The sequence below is a fragment of the Bacteroidota bacterium genome, from assembly GCA_016711505.1.
GTDB lineage: Bacteria > Bacteroidota > Bacteroidia > AKYH767-A > 2013-40CM-41-45 > JADKIH01.
The window spans coordinates 63,430-85,672 of record JADJSV010000019.1; the positions used below are offsets into that span (position 1 = coordinate 63,430).

At 38.4% G+C, this 22,243-nt stretch carries 8 protein-coding genes and 1 pseudogene; 8 read left to right on the forward strand and 1 reads right to left on the reverse strand.

Translation table 11 applies throughout. The annotated features are described in order from the left end of the window. Window positions 1–252 precede the first annotated feature (252 nt). The 4 genes from IPL24_18465 (at window position 253) to IPL24_18480 (ending at window position 15,018) form a co-directional block, all read left to right on the forward strand. On the forward strand, window positions 253–1,845 hold the full coding sequence (locus IPL24_18465; GenBank protein ID MBK8365570.1) for a T9SS type A sorting domain-containing protein: 1,593 nt from the start codon (window positions 253–255) through the stop codon (window positions 1,843–1,845). A 592-nt stretch (window positions 1,846–2,437) separates the two neighbouring features. After that, a complete protein-coding gene (locus IPL24_18470) occupies window positions 2,438–8,830 on the forward strand; it encodes a hypothetical protein (GenBank protein ID MBK8365571.1) in 6,393 nt (2,130 codons plus the stop codon). Next, the gene (locus IPL24_18475) at window positions 8,787–13,325 is read left to right on the forward strand and encodes a hypothetical protein (GenBank protein ID MBK8365572.1); all 4,539 of its coding nucleotides are present in this window, start codon (window positions 8,787–8,789) and stop codon (window positions 13,323–13,325) included. The genes IPL24_18470 and IPL24_18475 overlap by 44 nt, the downstream gene beginning before the upstream one ends. Next, window positions 13,276–15,018, forward strand: coding sequence for a T9SS type A sorting domain-containing protein (locus IPL24_18480; GenBank protein ID MBK8365573.1), 1,743 nt, complete (start codon window positions 13,276–13,278; stop codon window positions 15,016–15,018). The genes IPL24_18475 and IPL24_18480 overlap by 50 nt, the downstream gene beginning before the upstream one ends. Window positions 15,019–15,033: 15 nt before the next feature. Here IPL24_18480 and IPL24_18485 read toward each other — a convergent pair whose 3' ends face one another. Beyond that, window positions 15,034–15,219 carry a hypothetical protein gene (locus tag IPL24_18485; GenBank protein ID MBK8365574.1) on the reverse strand — a complete coding sequence of 62 codons (186 nt, stop codon included), beginning with the start codon at window positions 15,217–15,219 and terminating at the stop codon, window positions 15,034–15,036. Between the two features lie 168 nt (window positions 15,220–15,387). Here IPL24_18485 and IPL24_18490 point away from each other — a divergent pair, with 168 nt between their 5' ends. From IPL24_18490 to IPL24_18505, 4 genes and pseudogenes are all read left to right on the forward strand, one after another. Continuing rightward, window positions 15,388–15,813: a hypothetical protein gene (locus IPL24_18490; GenBank protein MBK8365575.1), complete on the forward strand. Its 426-nt coding sequence runs from the start codon at window positions 15,388–15,390 to the stop codon at window positions 15,811–15,813. A 350-nt stretch (window positions 15,814–16,163) separates the two neighbouring features. Then, window positions 16,164–17,959, forward strand: a pseudogene (locus IPL24_18495) (ABC transporter ATP-binding protein). A 2,579-nt stretch (window positions 17,960–20,538) separates the two neighbouring features. Continuing rightward, window positions 20,539–20,778, forward strand: a complete 240-nt coding sequence (locus IPL24_18500; GenBank protein MBK8365576.1) for a hypothetical protein — start codon at window positions 20,539–20,541, stop codon at window positions 20,776–20,778. A 956-nt stretch (window positions 20,779–21,734) separates the two neighbouring features. Continuing rightward, window positions 21,735–21,926, forward strand: coding sequence for a hypothetical protein (locus IPL24_18505; protein MBK8365577.1), 192 nt, complete (start codon window positions 21,735–21,737; stop codon window positions 21,924–21,926). Window positions 21,927–22,243 lie beyond the last annotated feature (317 nt).

Consider the following 22,243-nt stretch of genomic DNA (forward strand, 5'->3'; position numbering starts at 1 on the left):
CGACTTACGAATGAATGTTAACGTATTCCGAATTACGCAATGAAAAAGTACTTAATTTAAGCGCACCTAAGTAAGCATTTTGGTCAGTTGTGTTTTAAGTAGGGTGAAGACTGACTTTGGTGGGATTAATTTTTCTTGCAAATCATGAAATTAAGAGCCTGTCATCACCTGCATGTGAATGTGGTATTTTTAAATCATCAGATATTGTGATAATTAAAGTTTACTTTGAAGGATTATTAAGCCGATCTTAAAATGAAAACAAAGCTGCATTTTTTAATTATAGTATGTCTGATGAAAATTTCCGCTGTAGAAGCGCAGCATTTCCAACATTCTCTTGGCGGTGTTTTTGAAGACGGCGTTTATAAAATGATCAATGGATTGGATGGTGGCTATATACTAGCCGGATATACTTCCAGTTTTGGAAACTCTCCCGGAAATAATGTTGATGGATATGTTGTAAAAACAGATGACAATGGAAATATTGAATGGGCCAAAACATACGGGACAATTGATGCAGATCAGATTTATTGGATTGAAGCAGGTTCTGATTCATCGTATCTGTTTTGTGGTCAAACGGTGGATATGATCACAGGAAATTCGCTGCTGAATATTGCAAAAATTTCGCTTACCGGAAATCTTATCTGGCAAAAGAATTATAAAGTTGGAAATTATGAATCGGGTTCTTGTATTTCTATGACTGACGATGGTGGATTTATTCTTGGCGGCCAGTGTGATATCAGTTCAGATGAACAATTACTTTTATTGAAAGCTGACAGTCTTGGAAACGTGACTTGGAAAAAATATTTTGGTGGCCCTGATATTGAAAATGCTGATGAGATCTTACCACTCGTTGATGGCGGATTTCTTATTGTCGGAACTTCCAGATATGGTTTCTATTCAAATACTTTATTTCTCATCAGAACTGATAGTATAGGAAATCAACTTTGGGCAAAAACATATAATACGGCTCCTGCATTAAGAAAGATTTATCCGGGTAAAATGTATGCATTGGATGCAGGTGGATTTATTTTTGCCGGAACAACTACAGGCTCCGGTCAGCCGTTGTCTGATGTATTATTAATGCGACTGGATGATTCCGGAAATATTCAGTGGCAAAAGATCTATGTTACAGCAGAACAAGACCGGGCAGAAGATATGTTGATCGATGAAGATGGTAATTATCTGATCTGTGGTGAAACTGCAATTTTATCTTCCGGAGGATTTTCCGATGCATTAATTATGAAGATCGATTCGTCCGGGAATTACTTAAATTCTTTCATTGTAGGTATACCAACAGAAGTTGAAACTGCTGTAAATATATTGTTAAATACGCAGCAGGAAATAATAATTGCCGGTGCGATATATGGACAAGGAGTAGGTGAGAGTGATATCTTTTTGTCAAGGATGAGTAAAAATTATGATTCTCTGATGTGCAATTCTTCTCCCATTAACTTCATAGAAGACTCAGTAGCAATAGTCGCAGGTGGATACAATGGAAAGTGGACTCCGGTAGTTTTTGAATCAGTAGGGGTTTTAGCAGAGGATTTAGGAGGAATTGCTATGGAAGTTTGTAATTTAAATACGATCACTGAAGCGAATACAGGACAGGCAATTGCATATCCAAATCCTGCTGATAATTTGCTCGGAATAATTATCAATGATCATGTTGGTGAAATAGTTTCATTTAAAATTTACAACGTAGTTGGGGAAATGGTAAGATGCGGAAAGTTGCAGCTTTCATCTACCGGAAATTCACTCAATATCTCTGATCTGAGTTCCGGATGGTATAATTTAACACTTGAATTTAAGACAAAAATTGAAGCTGCAAGATTCATTAAAAACTAGGAAAATTTTGAAAAAAAGAAATTATTGACACAAATCATGCGTCCGTGAATCGGTAAATTTAGAATGCATTAAAGTAATTTAGGAGTATTCCTGAAGAAATGCTTCTTTAAATGAAAAATGAATCTTTTTCTTACAGTTAAAATAAATCTTATTTTTTGAATATTTTGTGCAGGTTCCGGAATTTAATTGGAAAAATTTAATTTTTACAACTTTCTGTTCACGCTTTTCTTTCAAGTTATATAAATAATTCTGAATTCTTACGAATTCGTGTTTTCGTAGGTTGAATTATAACTCTTTACCTGCTAAATGCTATAAATTGATTGAGTAAAATACTCTCGAAAATCAATTGAATAGATTAAAAAAAAATGATGAGATGTAAATAAAAAGTATTTGCTGAAGCATGACGTCTTAAGATTGCTATCCACTGATCTTATGAAAAAACTTCATGGTTCTGCTTGAATGGATCAACTCACACGATTACACAACTACCACACTATCCGGTTAAATGCATCGAATTAAATTCAAATATATTTACGATTACCTTTTCTTGCCTAAGATACGTCCTGTCGCTTTCGTGATAAGATGTTTTCTTATGTTATTTCTATTTTCATTTTTGACTTCACAATTAAAAGCAGCGAACGGAGATTACAGAAGTATTGCATCGTCTCCATGGACTACCAGTACGACATGGCAAGCAGATTACGGTGCAGGTTTTGTTGCAGCTACTGCCGGCGATTATCCCGGTAAGAATCCCGGAACCGGAACAGTAACAATCAGAAACAATAATATTGTCAGTCTGGATAATTCAATTCCAAATGCTATCAGCGCATTGACAATAACCGGAACAGCGAACAATACAGGACTTGTATTCGATGGATTGGGTGCATGGACATTGAATGTTACAAATGCTACCACTCTCACCGGACCTACCTCGAATAATATCAATAGCTATTTAACAGTTGTACTCGGATCCTTTTCAACCGGAAGTGTTGCTATGACGAATTCGGGAACAGCATCGAGAGATTCATATCTATCAATCGTATCAGGTACTGTAACGGTTACAGGAAATATTGCAATGCCAGGTGCAAACACTCTGAACTATCTTTTATTTCCTGCCGGAAGTACAGGAACTTTATTTATTGCAGGCGCATTTACAGGTACAGGTAGTATCACAAGTGCTGTAGGTGGTGGTGGTGCTGCGCCAACTGCAGGGACAGTCAATTATAATAGTGGCGGAAATCAGAATATAGGAAATTATTCATACTACCATCTTGCCACTTCAGGCGGAGGAATAAAAACATTGCCTGCAGCTGCAATTACAATTGGAGCAACATTAGATATTAACTCTTCTACATTAGCATTTGATGCAGCAGCCGCAAGAGTTGTAACTGTAACAGGAAGTTTGGCAGGAAGTGGAACGATCGACATGAGTTCCGGTTCACAGACACATACATTAAATCTTAACGGTGCAACCAATTCAATAGGAGCTCTTGTTACTGCTGCAGTGGCTAGTACAATTTCATATAATCTTGCAGGTACACAAACAGTTTTTGGAAGTTCAGCTTACAGAAATCTGACGTTGTCGGGCGCAGGTATTAAAACACTGCAAAGCGATGCAACAATCGGAGGAAATTTAAGTGTAGCAGCCGGTTCAACTTTTAATCTGGGAACAACTGCAACAACAGTTAGTGTTTCCGGTACAGGTACATTCAATGGTACAATGAATTTCGGTACGACTGATAAGGTTGTAACAATAAATGGGAATGTGGGAGTTGGAGCAGCCGGAGCAATTGATATGAGTGGAGCTGCAACGAATGAACTCCATTTGAGAGGCGCAACGAATACATTTGCAGCAGGGTTTACTTTCACTCCCGGAAATTCCGCGCAAACTGTTTTTTATGATGCTGATGGCGCTCAAACAATTATGCAGCTCACATATAATTATCTGACAATTGGAAATTACAATGGAGCAACAGTAACAGCAAGAACGAAAACGCTTGCAGGGACCACAGTAGTAAATAAAGACCTTACAATTGTGGGAGTGGGAGCAACGCCTAGAGTAACTTTACAATTAAGTACATTCAATTTAACAACAAATGGAGTTGTCAATATTAATGACTATGGAATTTTAGATGATAACAGTACCACGGGAACAAATACTTTTGTTGGATTAGTATCTGTTAATACCAATGGATCATGGACAACTTCTGTTGCGGGTAACTCCTATACGATGAATGGTGGACTTACTTTTAATGGTTTAACATTTACTCCTAATACCTCTACATACAATTTTACTGTGAATGATCAGAGTATAAGTGGTGCAAATGCATTTACACTATATAGAGTAGTATGTGGAACCAGTGGAAAAACGGTTACAAATAATTCGACCAATGCAGTTACAGGATTAACGGTTTCAAATCTTATTTCAGGTGTAGGGAATTTTACCAACGCAGGTTTGATGAATTTAACTGTTACAGGAAATCCATTTACGATAACAGGTACAATAGACTTTGCAACAAACCCGAATACAGTAAATTATTCCGGAGCAGGAGTTGCGCAAACCATAGCAGGAGTTGCGCCAAGTACAACTCTGGATTTCTATAACCTAACAATTAGTGGAGCACGTGCAGCAACCAATGTTACATTATGGAATGGTGGAACAATCGGTGTTTCAAACGTACTTTCAATTGCAGCAACTTTCACCTCAGGAAATTATGTTGCAGCGGCTAATACAATAAATTTCAATGGAACAATTCAGGATATTCCTGCACTTACCTCAACAGTAACCGTTGCATATAATAATCTGACGATTTCCGGTGGCGGAATTAAATCATTGATAAATAATGTTACCGTAGCAGGTATTTTAAATCTGAACTCCGGTATTGTTGAACTGGGAAATTTTAATTTAACAATTTCCAGCAATGCGGTGGGTGCGATTACAGGTTCGTTTGATGCTACTCATATGATCTCCACCAATGGTACCGGTTATCTGATTAAAAATGCAGCAAGTGCACAAACATTAAATCCGGTTGGATCGAATCCTGTTTATTCACCAATGACACTTTCTTCTATTGCACCGGCAACAGGTACATATAGTATACGAGCTGTACCTTCAGCATTGAATCCTGTTTACATTAATAAGTATTGGGATTTGATAACAAGTCTCGGTGGTAAAACCATTACGGCAACTTTTCAATATGATGTTACGGAATTAAATGGCGCAGCAAATAATATCGTCTATTTGCCTAACCCTCCGGGAACTATTGTACAAAGTCCGCCTACAACAGGTGTTGTTTCTTACGGTGCGAATTCATTTACCATAACAGGTAATTCTGCATTCACCAGTGGATATTGGTCTATGGGTGGAAATAGAACATACTATTCATATATGACTGGTGACTGGAATACTGTATCGACATGGACATCAGATCCGAGTGGAACATTGCAGATTGGTAGTACCGTTCCGGGGTATAATGATAATGTTGTAATTCTTACAGGTCGTACAGTTTCGTTACCTGCAAATATTTCAACCCAAAATTTAAACATCACAATTAATGCCGGTGCAACACTGGATCTTTCAACATATAGCTTTACATCCGGAATTACATCCTTAGCAGGTCAGGGAACGTTGCGATTAGCTTCCGTTAATTTCCCTGTTGCTGCATCGAATACATTTGTTGCATTGAACGGAGGAACAACAGAGTATTATAATTCTTCTGATTTTACATTACCTGCATTGCAGACGACATACAACAATCTAACAATTAATGCGGCAGGTGTCATTGCAACTCAGTTGAGTAATCTGACTTTAAATGGAAATTTATATATCAGAAATGGAGCATTAAGTATTAATAATGATGTAGCAACAACAAAACTTAATCTGACTGTTAATGGAAATGTTACAGTAGATGCAGGTGCATCAATTGCAGTAGGAAAAGGAATTACTAACCCTGCTATTGGCGCAGTATCAGTTGGTGGCGCAGCACCATTCATTAATTACTATACATATTTTCATACAGTCATTCTAAAAGGTGATCTGGTGAATTATGGTACAGTAAGGTTTACCAATCTGACGTACCCGATTTATAATGCATTTCCACCCACTGCAGCAGGACCAACAACAGGTGCGGCTTCAGTTTATTTTCAAGGTGCAACAAGTAATATAATGACTTGTGCCGGCACAACAGATTTTTACAATCTGATACTTGATAAAGGAACGGATCAGACATATTCACTTACCATCAGTGCGCAAACATATTCAAATTTCAGATTGTTTGGTGCAAACACCCTGACAACAGAAGCTGCCGTTACTGCAAATCCGAATGTCAGAAAATCATTATGGATCAGAACCGGTACTTTAATATTACAGGGACAAACATCAATTCCTTCACTAACAGAAGGAGCAACTGCAGGGCCACCGAATTCAGATTATTATATTCCATCTAACGGTGCATTAATACTCGATGGTCCGGAAACATTTGTGCTTTCTACTGCTGATGATTACCGTGAGATCAATGTTGCCTATGGAGTTTCTGCACCTGGCAATGCTGCGATTGGAGTAACTTCAGGTGGTTATAGTTCAGTCGGTATTTTCGGAAAGTTGCAAGTCAATGATGGATATTTGTCGACGCGGGAATCCGGTGGATTAATAACTTCCAGCGTAGCTTCAGGATCATTTGTGATCAACGGCGGTATAATAGATTCAAAACAATTTTTATCTTCAACAGGTTCTGCTTCTTTTTCACAATCGGGCGGTACATTTATTTTACGTGGAAGATTTCAGAGAACTCCGGTGAGTTATACATCAATGAGTGATCTTACAGATACCACTATTTCTTCATTGAATACGAGTCGTGTTTTAAACGGAATAAGTACAGGATTTGGCAGTTTCAATCTTGAACAGACAACAAATATATTCACCATGACCGGTGGTACCATTCGTATTTTTGACGTTTGTGATGTTGCGACAGGTGAAGCTTTTGATGTAAAATCTTCTGCAGCAAATATCAGTGTTTCAGATGGAACATTAGAATTGATTCCGACATCAGGGACAGTTCTCGCAGATGTTACAAACTATAATGTTACTACTACTGCTTCACTTGGAAATGTATTAATTGATCGCATCAGTGGAACAGCGGCAGTACGATTAACCACTGCATATCCGCTGGTTGTATTGAATGACCTGACAATAAATTCCGGGGACTTTAATGCAAATGCACAGAATGTTTCAATCGGTGGCGATTATTTTATTGCTTCCGGTACAACTTATACAACCGGAGCGAATACAACGATCTTCAATGGCTCAGGAGCACAAACGTTCACAGTAAATCTTGGCGGAGCATTATCATTAAATAATCTCACGATAACTAAATCTGCCGGTGATGTTTTAAGTATGTCCGGAACGCAAAGTGCAATTAATGTTTCAGGAGTTTTTAATCTGACAACCGGTACATTCAATGACAATGGTGATATAATTACTATTGCGGGAAATGTTTACAATTCAGGTTTGCATACAGGAACAGGAAAAATCTCATTAACTACTGCAGCAACGACACAAACGATTGATGGAGGAGGGGTATTCAGTAATCTTGAACTGAACAATACAAATGCATCTGTTGCACCGGTATCCTTATTATCAAATATAACAGTAGAAGGAGTATTAAATCTTCTTGCAAATAAGATATTCAATATTGCATCTTACAATCTTGCCATTTCTTCTGGCGGTTCCATTATTGCAGGTTCAGGATTTTCAAATACGTGTTATATTCATTCGAATGGACAGTCAGGAGATGGTGGTATTACGAAAGTCTATACTTCAAATACTCCTTTTACTTTTCCTGCAGGATGTTTCTCAACAAACAGACCAGCTGCATACGCATATACTCCGGCGCAGATAGGCTTTAGTTCTAGTCCTTCTTCTTATGGTTCAATTACAATTGTTCCTGTAGGTTATGAATATCCTGCAACTACAGTAAAAAATCAGAGTCTTACATTTTTCTGGAGAGTTCGTTCAACAGGATTTACCGGCTATGCAGGAAAGGTGACGCATTCATTTATCTATTCACCATTAGATGTGAATGGAATCGTTGGAAATTATCTTCCCAGTTTGTTTGATGTATCAAACAATACGTGGAACAATGGAGATTTTGCAAATATAAATACAGGCACACAAACGATCACTGACTGGACTTCACCTGCAAACAGTACAAACTTTTTAGACGACGATTATACGGCTGGTGATAATACCACATCAGGTGGAGCTTTCGGAACACCTCTTATATTTTATAGTATAGCCGGAACATCCGGAGCGTATGCAACCTGGAGTGCGAATACAACATGGTCGTATTCATCCGGTGGTGCAGCAGTTCCTGCGGGAGCAGTTGCCGGTGTAAATTATCCGGGGCCAAGTAGTATAGTAATTATTGAGAACAATCATTTTGTCAGAATAACTGCAACTGCAAATTGTGCTAACCTGACGATCAAAACCGGAAGTGCATTAGATGTACAGACATTTACTCTAAGTAATTTCAGCATGGTACTTTCCGATGCAGGAGGTAATGGTACTGTAAGAGTTGCTGCATTGAATCCGAGTGGTTCAACATATACTTTCCCTGCAGGCGATTTCAGTAGTTTTGATATTGGACTTGGTACAACAGAATTATATACAACGAATGCGGCGGCAGGAACGACTTACTGGTTGCCACAGACTAAAACAACTTATGGTAATTTAATTTTAGCTCCGCTAGGTGGTTCAAATATCATCTTTGGTAATTTGAGTATTACAATTTATGGAACTCTTACAGCGCAAGGTCAGAATGCAGACTCCTGGTTCTTGCCGACCTGGAATGGTGCTTATCCGACTGCACCTACAGCTGTAATAGCAAAAACAATTACCATCAGAGGTGATATGGATATTCAGGGTGGTGGATTCCGGATTTTATATGAATGCTGCCCATCCATTGCAGAATGTTATTGTAGATGGTGATGTGTTCGTCAGAAATTCTAATGGAGCAATTGATGACTGGGGAAATGGGAACGGTCTTAAGTCAATGTCAATCGGCGGAAGTCTTATCAATAATACAAATGGTATAATCAATGCTCCCGCAAGTACTGTGAGCAGATGTAATTTTACAAATATCCCGCTGACATTCTTCAGCACTACAAATGCTACGATTTCAAATACTGCTAACACACCAACTACTACGTTTGGACAAGTAGTAATTAATAAAGGAACATCGCAGGCTACAACATTAACCTGCGATATTGGCGGTACTCTGAATACACTTACCAATAACTGGTTGACTTTGCAAAATGGAACATTCATTTATGCACGGACAAATCCTGCCGTTGGACAAAATTTTACGATCTCTACAGGATCTTTTACAATTCCTGCAACAGCCGGATTGACTGTGAACATGCCTTCCAATTCAAATACCGTAAGAGTTTTAATTGGTAACGCTACTGCTGATGCAAGTGATCTTTTATTGTATGGCGCTTTAAATGTTGTAAGTGGGGAAGTTTATGTGGGACCAATATCCGGTACAGCTTTATCAAATAATGATATAGAATATTCAGGAAATTATTCTTCTGTAAATGTTACAGGAGGAAATCTATATGTTAATGGTCAGATAAGAAGACCCACTACCAGCACAAATGGTACACTTTCTTATATCCAATCCGGAGGTACGGTAACAATAAATGGATTGACATCAGTAGCGGGTGCAGCCACTGCAGCCACTCGTGCAAAACTGGAAATTGTAAATGCAGGAAGCGTCTTTAATATGTCAGGTTCTTCAACATTGACAATCGTACGTGGCGGTGGAACAACATTCGGAGATCTTTATCTGAGACCAACGAGTTCTACGATCACCGGTGGGACAATTATTTTCAATAATACAGTTCCGAATACAACTCAGAATTATACAATGGATGCCAACATTTCATTGTATAATATGACTGTTACCGGTGCAGGTGTTGCAAGAAATGCTACCATTGGTTTATCTGTAAATCCACTTATACTAAAAGGGACATTAACTTTTACAAATTCAAATAGTATTCTTAATGCAAATAATTTCAACGTCAGTATAGCAGGAGATCTTACCAACAATGGTGCATCGACATCTTATGTGTATGGCACAAATACCACAACTTTCAATGGGGCCAATCAGAACATTAATGGTTCATCAGTAACGAATTTTTATGATCTCATGATCTCATGTTCGGGATCGTTAAGTGTGAACAATTCGTTTACTGTTAATAGAAATCTTTCAATCAACAGTGGTACTCTGATATTATATCCTGTTGCAACAGATTATAAAATTTCTGTTCTTGGAAATCTGACCAATAATTCTTCGTATGTCGACAACAATACCTCCGGTGGTGGAATTATGCTTGCAGGAACTTCACAGCAACAAATTTCCGGAACAGGTGCATTTGGCAGACTGGAATTGAACAATGCAGCAGGAGCAATAACGCTTAACGATATTTCATTGCAGAATGATCTTGTTTTAACGACAGGTATTTTGACGATCAGTTCAAATTTCCTTACGTTAAGTCAGTCGAGCAGTATTGGCGGCGCACCATTCAGTGTGACAAAGATGATCAAGACCGATGGAGTTTCAAGTAGTTCGGGATTGAGTAAATTTTTTAATTCCGGCGGAGCGATTTTCACATTTCCGGTTGGTGTAGCAGGAAAATATACACCTGTTGATTATAACATCTCGGCAAATACTTCACTTGGATATTATATTAATCTTACTCCGGTAAATCAATATGCGCCTTCTGTAATGGATCCGAATAACGTACTAAAGTATTACTGGCGCGTTCAGAGTTCCGGTATGGCAGGCTTCTCAGCGAATGCACAGTACTATTATGATGTAAGTGATGTAGTAGGAGGTCCGGAAAGTAATTATGTTTCTGCTTGGCTGGAAAATCCGGGAACTTTATGGTTGAAATCTGCTCCTGGTGCTGCAACAGATAATGTTGATGAATCGATTCACTCAATCAGTTTCAGTTTTTCAAGCCGGACAAATATTTCAGGAAATTACACTTGTGGTAATGATACTGCAATACCTGATAACATGCCTACATACATCAGTAATGCTGATGGTGTATGGTCTGATAATACAAAATGGACGAACATTGCAAATGGATTGCAGGATTGTCCTGTCGGTGGTCCGAATGGATTTAAGGTAATCATCAATACTACAATTACAACAGACGTAAATCAGTGTAATGCGTATCAGACTACAATTACAGGAAATGGTAAATTGAAAGTAGTTGTTCCGACGTATGGTCATAATCTCGGAAACGTCGATATTGATCAGGTCACTTATCCGAATATAGATCCGGCCACAACGCCGACTCTTTATGTAGAGAGTGGAAATTTACCTGCGGGAACATATACTTCATTTATTGATTGTGCAGGAAAAGGAACACTGGAATATGGAGGAACAGGGACGTATTCTATTTTCTTACCCGGCTTTACCAGTATTCCATATTTATATTTATCGGGAACAGGAACAAGAATTTTACCGAATACTGATCTGATAATTTGTCAGCGATTGAAGATTGATGGTCCAACACTTGATAATAGTTCGAATAATAAAAAGCTCACGATCTTAGGAACAATGGAACGATACAATACAGGTGTATTCAATTCAGGATCCGGTGCAGGAGCAATTGTTTCATTTGGCGGCTCGACAGCTCAAACTGTTGGCGGACCACTGGGAGATTTTACAGGAACAAATGGATTCAATCATTTTGAGGTCAACAATACAGCAGGTTTGAGTATTGGTGCAAATGGCAGTGTTGAAGTAAAAGGAAATTTAATGTTGACCAACGGTATCATTACCACCACAACAACAAATCAGTTAAGCATTGTCAATACGTCTACAACAGCAGTAGTTCCCACCGGAGGTACAATTACATCATACGTAAACGGACCACTGACAAAAAATTTCCTCAATGGTAATTCATTCTTGTATCCAATCGGAAAACTTGCAGTAGGAAAAGGTCATGATTGTACGATCACATCTACATCGGCTGCAACTTCTTTATGGACTGTTGAATATTTTTCTCCGAACCCATCGGGTGCAGCAGTCAATCTGAATAATCCGCTTGTTGTTGAAAACGTAATGGAATACTGGAGTGTAAATTCAACAGCATCGAAAACTGCGAGAATTAAACTTGCATGGGATTCACAGAGTGACTTGAATGGTTCGATGACAATAAATGGTTATACTGATCTCCGTATTGCACAGAAGAATGGTACGCGTTGGGATGCAGTAGCATCAACACCATCAGGAGTAAATAATCTGGGTGATGTAATTACCACAGGGAGCGTAACTATTTCTACAACACCGGTCGACTTTTCTATAGCAAGTATTTCAGCAACAAAACCGATTGCTACATTATCGCCATCAGGCCCTGTTTGTGGTAATGCCGGAATACCGGTAACGTTTACTGCGTATATTCCAATCACATTACCTTATACTTTATACTATACTGTAGATGGCGGTTCAACGCAATCTGCTGTTGTGAATGCATTGCCTTACACATTACCAACAACAGCACTTGGCGGAAATTATTTACTTACCGGATTTATGTACAATAACAGTACAGTATCAGGTGCAGTAGATCCGACAGTGATCAGTGTCTTTACAGCACCAAATATTGCTGATGCCGGAATTGATCAATCGTTATGCGGTGTAACAAGTACATTGCTGAATGCAAATGCAGCGGTTGCGCCATCGACAGGAACATGGGTAATAGTTTCCGGAACAGGTGGAACAATTATGTCGAATACAAGTCCCGGATCTAACTTCCTTGGATTGCTTGGTAAAACTTACTTGTTAAGATGGACGATCAGCAACGGTTCATGTACTTCAACAAGTGTTGTATCTGTTGTCTTCTCTTACGCACCTGCACAGCCCCTTGCATTCAGTACTGCACAAACAGCAGTTTGTCAGTCGACATCAAATGTTACATATACAGTGCCTGCTGTTGCAGGCGCATCATCCTATACATGGAGTTATTCAGGATCCGGTGCTACAATTACGGGAACGTCTAATACAGTTTCGGTAAGTTATAATTCAACAGCCACAAGTGGAACACTTAGTGTTTCAGCGGTGAATGGTTGTGGTACGGGTAGTACAAGATCATTGGCGATAACTGTTACACCAACACCGATTGCAACGTTCGGTTATCCGGGTGATCCATATTGTGAGAATGAAGTAAATCCGACACCGGTATTCAGTGGTGGTGGAGTTGCCGGAACTTTTTCATCGACAGCAGGTCTTGTTTTTGTAAGTGCTGCTACAGGTGAGATAGATCTATTAGCGAGTACACCGGGAACATATACTGTTACAAATACAATTGCAGCTTATGGTGGGTGTTCTGTTGTGACAGCAACAAGTTCGGTTACGATTTATGCACTATCTACATGGACGGCAGGAAATAATTCGACAGATTGGTTTTGATGCCGGTAATTGGGGTTGTGGTGTTCCGAATTCAACTATTGATGCCATCATTCCTGCAGGTCGAGCATTCTATCCGGTCATTAACGGATCAGGTGCAGAGTGTAAAGACCTGCAAATTCATAATGGGGCTTCTCTAACGATAGCAACCGTTGATACTTTGTCGGTTTTTGGTAACTGGACGAATGATGATACTTTTATTGCCAATTCAGGAACAATCATAATAGATGATCAATGTGCAATTACCGGAGCGGGAGTAAATACCTTCCATCATTTTACGATTGAGCCAACAGGATATGTAATTGCACCTTCAGGAAATATTAATGTAACAGGTAACTGGACAAATACCGGGGTATTCAATTCAAACGGTGGAACGGTTACTTTTACCGGCGGAAATCTTCAGGTGATTTCATGTCCATCAGGTGAAGTTTTCAATAATCTATCTGTTCAGAAATCCGGAAATGAAATTACCGTAGGAAATGATTTTACAATTGCTTCAACGCTTACATTGACGAGTGGAAATATCAGATTAGGAAGCAGTGTTCTTACTCTAGGAACATCTACTTCGAATGCAGTTGTAAATCCTGCAACCGTTACAGATGCCAGTTATATCATTGCCGATAATAGCGGCTATGTAAAACATTTTGTAAACAATGCAGGTGCAAGTGCTACTAAGAATGTAAACCTCTATAGTTTTCCGATTGGTGATGGAATAAATTTCACACCATGTGCAATCCATTTAAAATCTGCTACGACATTGAACTCCGGTGCATTTATAACAGCAAATGTTACAGATGCAAGAATTCCTGGGGCATGGACAGTTGATTATCCGAAGTACCTTACACGTTACTGGACAATTGAGCCAAGTGCTACGGCGTTACTGGATGGTTTTGTTTACGAGTCATATATATATTATTTACCCGGACCGGATGCTTCCGGAGGTGATATGATAGGAGTTGGGGCGATCATGCCGTGTAAAGAAACGATTGCAACCGGAGTATTTGAAGATGGTTTGCCTGCAGAAATGCAGGATAACGATATTCCATCTGCAATGGGAAATCATCTGCATGAACTCCGATGGGATGGCAGAACATCTTTCAGTAGATTTTCAGGAAGAGGAGGAACAGCATTACCGATTGAATTGATCTCTTTCACAGCAAAAGCAACAGCTAAAAATACAGTGAATCTGAAATGGTCGACAGCAACTGAAACGAACAATGATTACTTCCTCATTGAACGTTCAAAAGACGGAATTGAATTTGAATCGATCATCAATGTTGATGGTGCCGGATTCAGTACGAAGAAACTTACGTATTCGACTTCTGATAATAATCCATTACCCGGTTTATCATTCTACAGATTAAAGCAAGTTGATTTCGACGGGCAGTTCTCAAATTCAGAAATTGTTTCTGTTGAATTGCGCGATCTTGCAAGTGAATTTACATTCAATGTATTTCCAAATCCATCTAACGGAACTGATTTGAAATTTAATCTGAAAGCGGGCAGAGGTGAGAAGATCATTTTAGTGATCAATGATATGTCCGGCAAAGAAAATTATCGCAGAGAAATTACGATAGATGACGACAGAGAAATTCTATACGACCTGGATCCGAATGTTCATTTGGTCGCAGGGGTGTATTTTGTTTCGGTGACGAATAATAAAAATACAATAAAGGAGAAATTGGTTATTCGATAATAACTGTTATTCTAATCATTTTTTCTTCTTCGGCACTTTCGCTCCCGACTTCTTCGCTTCGCTGATTCCAATTGCTATTGCTTGCTCACGGCTTTTCACTTTGCCGCCTTTACCATCTTTTCCTGATTTTAATTCGCCGTCCTTGAATTCGTGCATCACTTTGCTGATCTTTTCTTCTGCCTTTTTCGAGTATTTTGCCATGATGTTTTTTTATTATTGAAAAGAAAAAATATGCCAAAATCAATGTATTGATTTGAAAGATTGCTATTCAGCAACCTGACAGTTATCATAGCTATTCATGACAGTGATCACATCTGCATCTCTGAATTGTTGGAACTTTGTTCTAATACATTAATACTTATCTGACTCATGAAAAAACTAATCCCTTTAAGCATTATCATAATGATAATTGCATTCAATAGCGCATGTAAAAAAGATGCTGATACAACTCCATCTGTAAATTCAACCACCTATCCGATTTCCGGAACATGGAGAGTAAGTTCTTTTGTGAAGGATAATATCGATCTCACCGGCAATTTTACAAACGTTACACTTACTTGTGACAATTCCGGTGCGATGACCATTCATGAGAATGGACAAAGTTACCCATGTAACTGGAATTATAACGGCAGCGGACATGATATGTGCCATTTTCATATTATGGGTTGCGATGATAATTCACATCTGTGGGAATTGGCGGAGGATTGGAATATAACTTATCCGGATAGTCAACACTGTAATTTTTCCAGCCACAATCCCGGGCATAATTGCTCTATGTTGTGGACTAAAATCTGAGTCTATCTCAAACGTACAATCAAAAAAGCCCAAAGCCCTATTCCGAAGAAAAGGGCCTTGGGCTTCACACACACTAACGAGTCCACACAACTCGCATTTCAACCACTAAAATCAATATTCTTGATCATCCACAATCAATGAATATGTATAGTTAAACACACTTCACTCTTTAAACGTTACATGAGGAGTTATACAAACAATGTGGCGCCTTGATCGATAGTTTTGTAGTACAATCAGTGACAGGTTTCTTGATTGAAAAAGGCAGAGAAAGTTTTAAAATAAATGAAAATGAATTATTCATTATTATTTATTAATTGCCTTCAGGATTGATTTTTGCTTCCTTTGTACCTATGAAGATCCTTTGGAAATATCTGCAGCCTCAAAGAGGATTAATTGCCATTTCGCTTGTTTTAGCGGCAATCAGTCAGCTTTTGAATTTGATCGATCCAATAATTTTCGGGAAGATAATTGACCAATATGCCAATCGCATTGATAGTCGTACTGAAGATGAGTTAATGAATGGCGTGTTAGGTTGGCTGGGTATTGCTGTTGGTATTGCCTTACTTGCAAGGATAGCCCGTTCATTTCAGGAATATTTTACACGACTGGCAGTACAGAAATTCGGAATGCAGATCTTCAATGATGGCATACGCCAGACCTTACGACTTTCATTTCAGGAATTCGAGGAGAAACGGAGTGGAGAAACTCTTGCTGTATTGCAAAAGGTGAGGACAGATACTCAGCAATTCGTAAATAGCTTCATTACAATTTTATTTTCGTCCGTCATTGGCGTTGGATTTCTTGTGTGGTATTCGATTTCAAAAACTGGTTGTTGATTCCTGTTTTTGTTATTGGCATATTAGTTCTTGGATCACTTACCGGATTGTTAAGTAAAAAATTAAGAGCACTCAACGTTCTATAAACAGAGAAACAAATCGAATGGCAGGTGTGATCACTGAGTCGCTGCGAAATATTGAATTGGTAAAAAGTCTGGGTTTAACATTCCCTGAGATAAAAAGATTAAAGGCGCAAACCTTTAAGATCTTCGAATTGGAAATGGTAAAAGTAAAGCGGGTGCGCACTCTTACTTTCTTACAGGGAACGATCTTATCGATATTAAAACAATCAATTTTATTTATTCTGCTTTGGTTGATCTTTAGAAAAGTGCTTTCGACAGGTGAACTGATTGCAATGCAATTGATATCGACTTCAATCTTCGGTCCTTTACAAGATCTTGGAAATATTATTTTAAGTTATCGCGAATTGGAAGCATCGATCACTTCTTTTGATCAGCTCATGAAGAAACCTATCGAGAAACGCCCTGAAAACCCGTTAGAAATAGGTGAGTTGAAAAGTATTGAGTTTAGTGACGTAATATTTCGTCATAAGTCTGCAGGATATAATTCTCTAGATGGAATATCTTTCCGAGTTCAAACCGGACAGACAATTGCTTTTGTTGGTCCGTCAGGTGCCCGGCAAGTCTACATTAGTTAAATTATTGGTTGGTTTATATAAACCTGTTGAGGAAATATTTTATTCAACGAAAGTCCTTCCGACAGAATTCCTACAATGAACTACGCCGACAGATCAGTTTGTAACGCAAGACACTTTTTGTTTGCAGGAACAATCAAAGAGAATCTTTTATTTGTAAAATCAGACGCAACGGATAGTGAAATACTGGATACATTACATAAGGCATCATGCGATCATTTAGTGAAAAATTCTTCGAAAGGGATCAATACTGTATTGGGAGAAGGTGGAGATGAAATTGTCGGGAGGGGAGAAGCAGAGGATTTCGATAGCCAGGGCTTTACTTCGTCATCCACGTTTACTCATTTTCGACGAGGCAACATCGGCACTCGATTCACTTACAGAGGAAGATATAACAAATACCATCAGAACGATTTCATTATCACAAAAGCAAATAACGATCCTGATTGCCCATCGACTTTCAACGATCATGCATGCAGATCTTATTTATGTATTGGAAAAAGGGAAGATCATTGAAACCGGTTCTCATGATCAATTGTTGCAAACGAAAGGTTTGTATTATGCCATGTGGCGGCAACAGGTAGGGGAAAGAAGGGAAGTTGTAGAAGCAGCTGTAATTATTGATGAGAGTAATGAAACTTCTAATATTGATTAAGATTTTTGCCGGGATTTAATGGATTTTGGGATTACCGGGAGGTATTAATTATGGTGAGATAAATGGATATTTGAATTCCAAACTCCTAATTATTGTAGCCTTTTTCAGCATCCGGAAAGAATTAACATTGCAGACCAGGTAAGTTTTTATAATGAGAAAAAATATTCCCTCATTCTCGAAAATCCCTATGATATCTCGGCGGCACACTAATTAATAAATTTTTTCAAAACCTGAATAATTAATCATTCAACCAACTTATTAATGCGACCGGAGATACTATTCCAGCTCACCTTGCATAACAGAGCGACTACAATATTGAAAGAAGGAATTTTTATTCGCCAAATACCGCTTGAAGTTGATTTGTCGAGCACTATATCTGATGGCAGTTATTATTATGAATTGACATTGAGTACCGATAATGGAATTGTTTTATGTTTCTTTTTATAGAGGAATCAGATGTTGAATTTGTTATTATAGTTGTATTGATTGCAATTGGTGTCGAAGCAGTAATGTTTCCGGGAATAAAAGTGGATTAGTAATTGTGTATTGATTAATAACTGGAGTCATGATGATTGATTGATCAATTCCACAGGAAAGTATAACCTCCGGTATCTGTTTTTCATCAAGAAGAGATTGCGATCTTGAATTTGACAGGGATCAGTACTGCCGGCAATAATTAATTTATTTTCGAAATCCAGATCCTACCTGCCTTGTACATTAGCATTTATTCAGTATAAGGAGTTCTCTATTTGATTACCAAGATCATCTATTTTTCAGCCAAAGATCCCTTGCCAGACAATAAAACCAGGACCAATCGGAAGTATTGTCGTATCGTTTAGTTTTAAAACATCAGTATATATCTGCTGTGGCAATTTTCCCCAAAGGATACTACCTGTAGAATCAACGCATCTCAATTGATCCTAATCTTAAGATACTTATTTGGATTTGTCTGGATAATTTTAGTAATTGTTCGATATTGGGAAAGACGAATGACAATTAGAGCTACAGACAGGAAATCCTGAGCTATCTAATTTCAAACTATTCGACCTATTTTGGTATAAATATCCACCATCGTCTGCTTGAATTATTAAAATCATTGGTATTAAATATTGTATCTAAGAATTAAATTACTCAGGAAGTGTTCCGGCACTATCTGTTTTCAGTATCATTTTATTATTATGACGAATTTCCTACAATAGTGTCTGGTGAGAAATGTAATCCAATAATAAAACCGTGATCGGAACCCGCACTAATTGAAGCTATGCAACTCTTGTTTTCATATGTTTTGATCCATCTGATATTTCCCGAACTATCTAGTTTTATAAGTGATGAATAGTTATTATTAGTGTAAGTGCTCATAATGAAATTCCCGTCAGATAATTCTACAAAAACGAACATATTAAAATTATCACCGGGAGTTGAAATTGATAGCCAATTTAGCCCATATAAGGAGTACCATCTTTATTTGTTTTAACTATTTCTGCAGGGTTTGAGAACATTAGGATCGAACTATCAGATAGTTCTGCTAGAGTTGGCAACCTGATCTATAACTGTATTTCTGAAATGTATCTTGTGCCCTTGAAGAAAGACAATTAATAAGAAAAATGCCAGAAGAAGTTTTCTCATTTATATTATATGTAGTAGAGTTTTAACTTATTGTCCTAAAGATACATATCTTTCATTTTGAAATTTAAATTATCAAAGGGCTGTTTTATTATTTCCGGGTAAATGTCGGAAAAGAGTTTTTGTGTCCGGAGCCTTCAGAAACTTCAATTACGGGCTTTGGCTTCAATATGCTTTCTAGACCCCAATATGGATTAACATTGAAGCCATTGTAAGTTTTGATAATGAGAAAAATACTCCTCATTCAAAGAAATTGCCTGTCATAATCTGGCGGCACACTAATTAATTAATTTTTCAAAATCAGAATAATTAATCATTCAATCAACTGAGTAATGCGACCAGAGATACTACTAGAGCTCACCTTGCATAATAGGTGACTACAATATTGAAAGAAGAAATTTTCATTCGTCAAATACCGCTTGAAGATTGTTGTCGAGCTTTATATCAGATGGCAGGGTATTATGAATTGACATTGGTACTGACGAATCAGGTGCTTTAATATTTCTTTTATAAGAGAGGAATCAGATGTTGAATTTATTTTTTTCCGGGAAAAGATGAATTCGATAAGAGGGAGAGTTAACTGTTGACATTATTCATGACTACTCTTTTTCTCCCTTTTTTCTTTATGCGCTCTGTATGTTAAAAAGAATCACAGCATTTATAAGCTCCAACCTCCTTTATCATAATATTTGCACCCGGATAAAAGTTTCGTTTGCCTGACCATTTTAACACTTTAGTTGTTGTTCCATTGGTATAAGCGCTGTTTTAATTAAAGTAAAATTTCCGAACAAGTTTATAAACCCTGCGTATTGAGCAACTCAGAATTCGCTGAAAATCTTCTGCTAATTCTGTTATACACTCATTGAGTGTGTTTGTACCTAACTTAAAATCATCCCCACATGATCATGAGCTCGCATTAGTGAGAGAAGACAGAAATTATTTTACTCCTGTTCATTATGTTTTATTCACTGCCGGCAAAGGCCAGTCGAGACAACATCCGTGGAATGTACGTAGACAGTACTTCGTCATGGTTGGAGATAGTTCCCTTGAAAATCAGATACTCCGGTATGCAGTTGCATGATCTGAATTATATGACATTGTATGATCTGAACAATCTCAGTTGGACCAAAAGTACCAATATTGCAAAACTTGCAGTATTCATTTCAAAAGCTAAAACGCAATACAGGATCATTTGAGTAGGAGCTTCGGGTGAAACGTATAATTCATTCCCTTCGCGGATTCATGAATTATAATAACCGGGTTCTCCTATAGAAAGATTTAATGTTTTCAATTTTGAATTTGAATTTCTGTTTAACATCCAGCATCAATGCATTCTACTCAATGTTATTATCTGACTCCCGAATGGTTATACAGCAGATACTTCGGGCGCATTTGCATTTGCATTGCGGGAGTTTTCAGAAAATAGATTCGCTAACAAGTGCCAATGGACTTGTTTCTGAAATCTACTTGGGCTGGCCGAACCGGGGACAAATGCAACAGTTGGCATCGAAAGCTGACAGGATACTTCTTCATTCTTACAGAACAACGGATGCAAAGATATTTATCAATATACGAAACGAGCTTTTTAGATATTGCAAGCGGGGAAAGTAACAACCGTCCTTCCTATTTTCTCCAGTGAACAATCATACATATTACAACTGGCTCAGTACAAATCCAACTACAAAACCATATACTTAACCTACACAGGTTTTCTGGAGTTGAATCGGATATCAATATTAAAAATTTTATTAGAACAGATGGTTCCACATGGTTCAGTTACGCTGCAATGCCTAAGCCCCCGCCGTAAACTGCAGCAGAATTTCTCCCAGCGGGCCAACGCATTTTTGTAATGGCGGGTATAGCATTGACTGCAAATCAAGAGTTCATCCTATTTCTGGACTTCGGGAGGACAAACTACACGTTCCATCACTGTGAACAGCTCAGAGGATTGACCCAAAGTTAAGTGCAGATTCAACAGGAGTGGTTGCTTTATCGCGACCATTCGGAATAGCTGTTTCAGCATCCGCCATAACACGAACCATCACTGCCAGTGGTCCAACATCATTTGTACTGGCGGATCAGTGATGCCAACATCTAGTCCAAAGCTAATTCCTACTTATGGTCAAATGGTGCGACAACTCAATCGATCGTCGTGACAACGTCAGAAGTATTCAACAACAGGTATCAACACGGTTGCTCTGCAACTTCAGCAGCAATAGTTGTGAGTGCAATGGCAGCACCCATTGTCCCTGTTATCACAGCAAAGTCGCTCCTTAAGCATATGTCCAGGAACTTTACTAACGCTCGCTTTAACCCCAGTGCTTCGTATGCATGGTCCAAGTAGACCAACAACACGTTCCATCATTGTGTCAGCAGCCGGATCATATACTGTCCGCATGTACGGAGTGCAAACTGTTCAGCAGTCTCTACACCAAAGTTGTTTCAATGCTTGCTGCTCCTGCAGCACCGGTCATAACACCAAACAGTTCGACCACTCTACCAGCAGTCATCCATCAGTATCCTTACCTCAAGCACAGCGAACCAATATCGCTGGTCAACCATTACAACGCCTCGAAGCATCACTGTTTCAACGCAGAGATTTATCGATGTGATATTACCGGTACAAACGGATTTGTACTGCAACATCAACCTGTTGCTGTC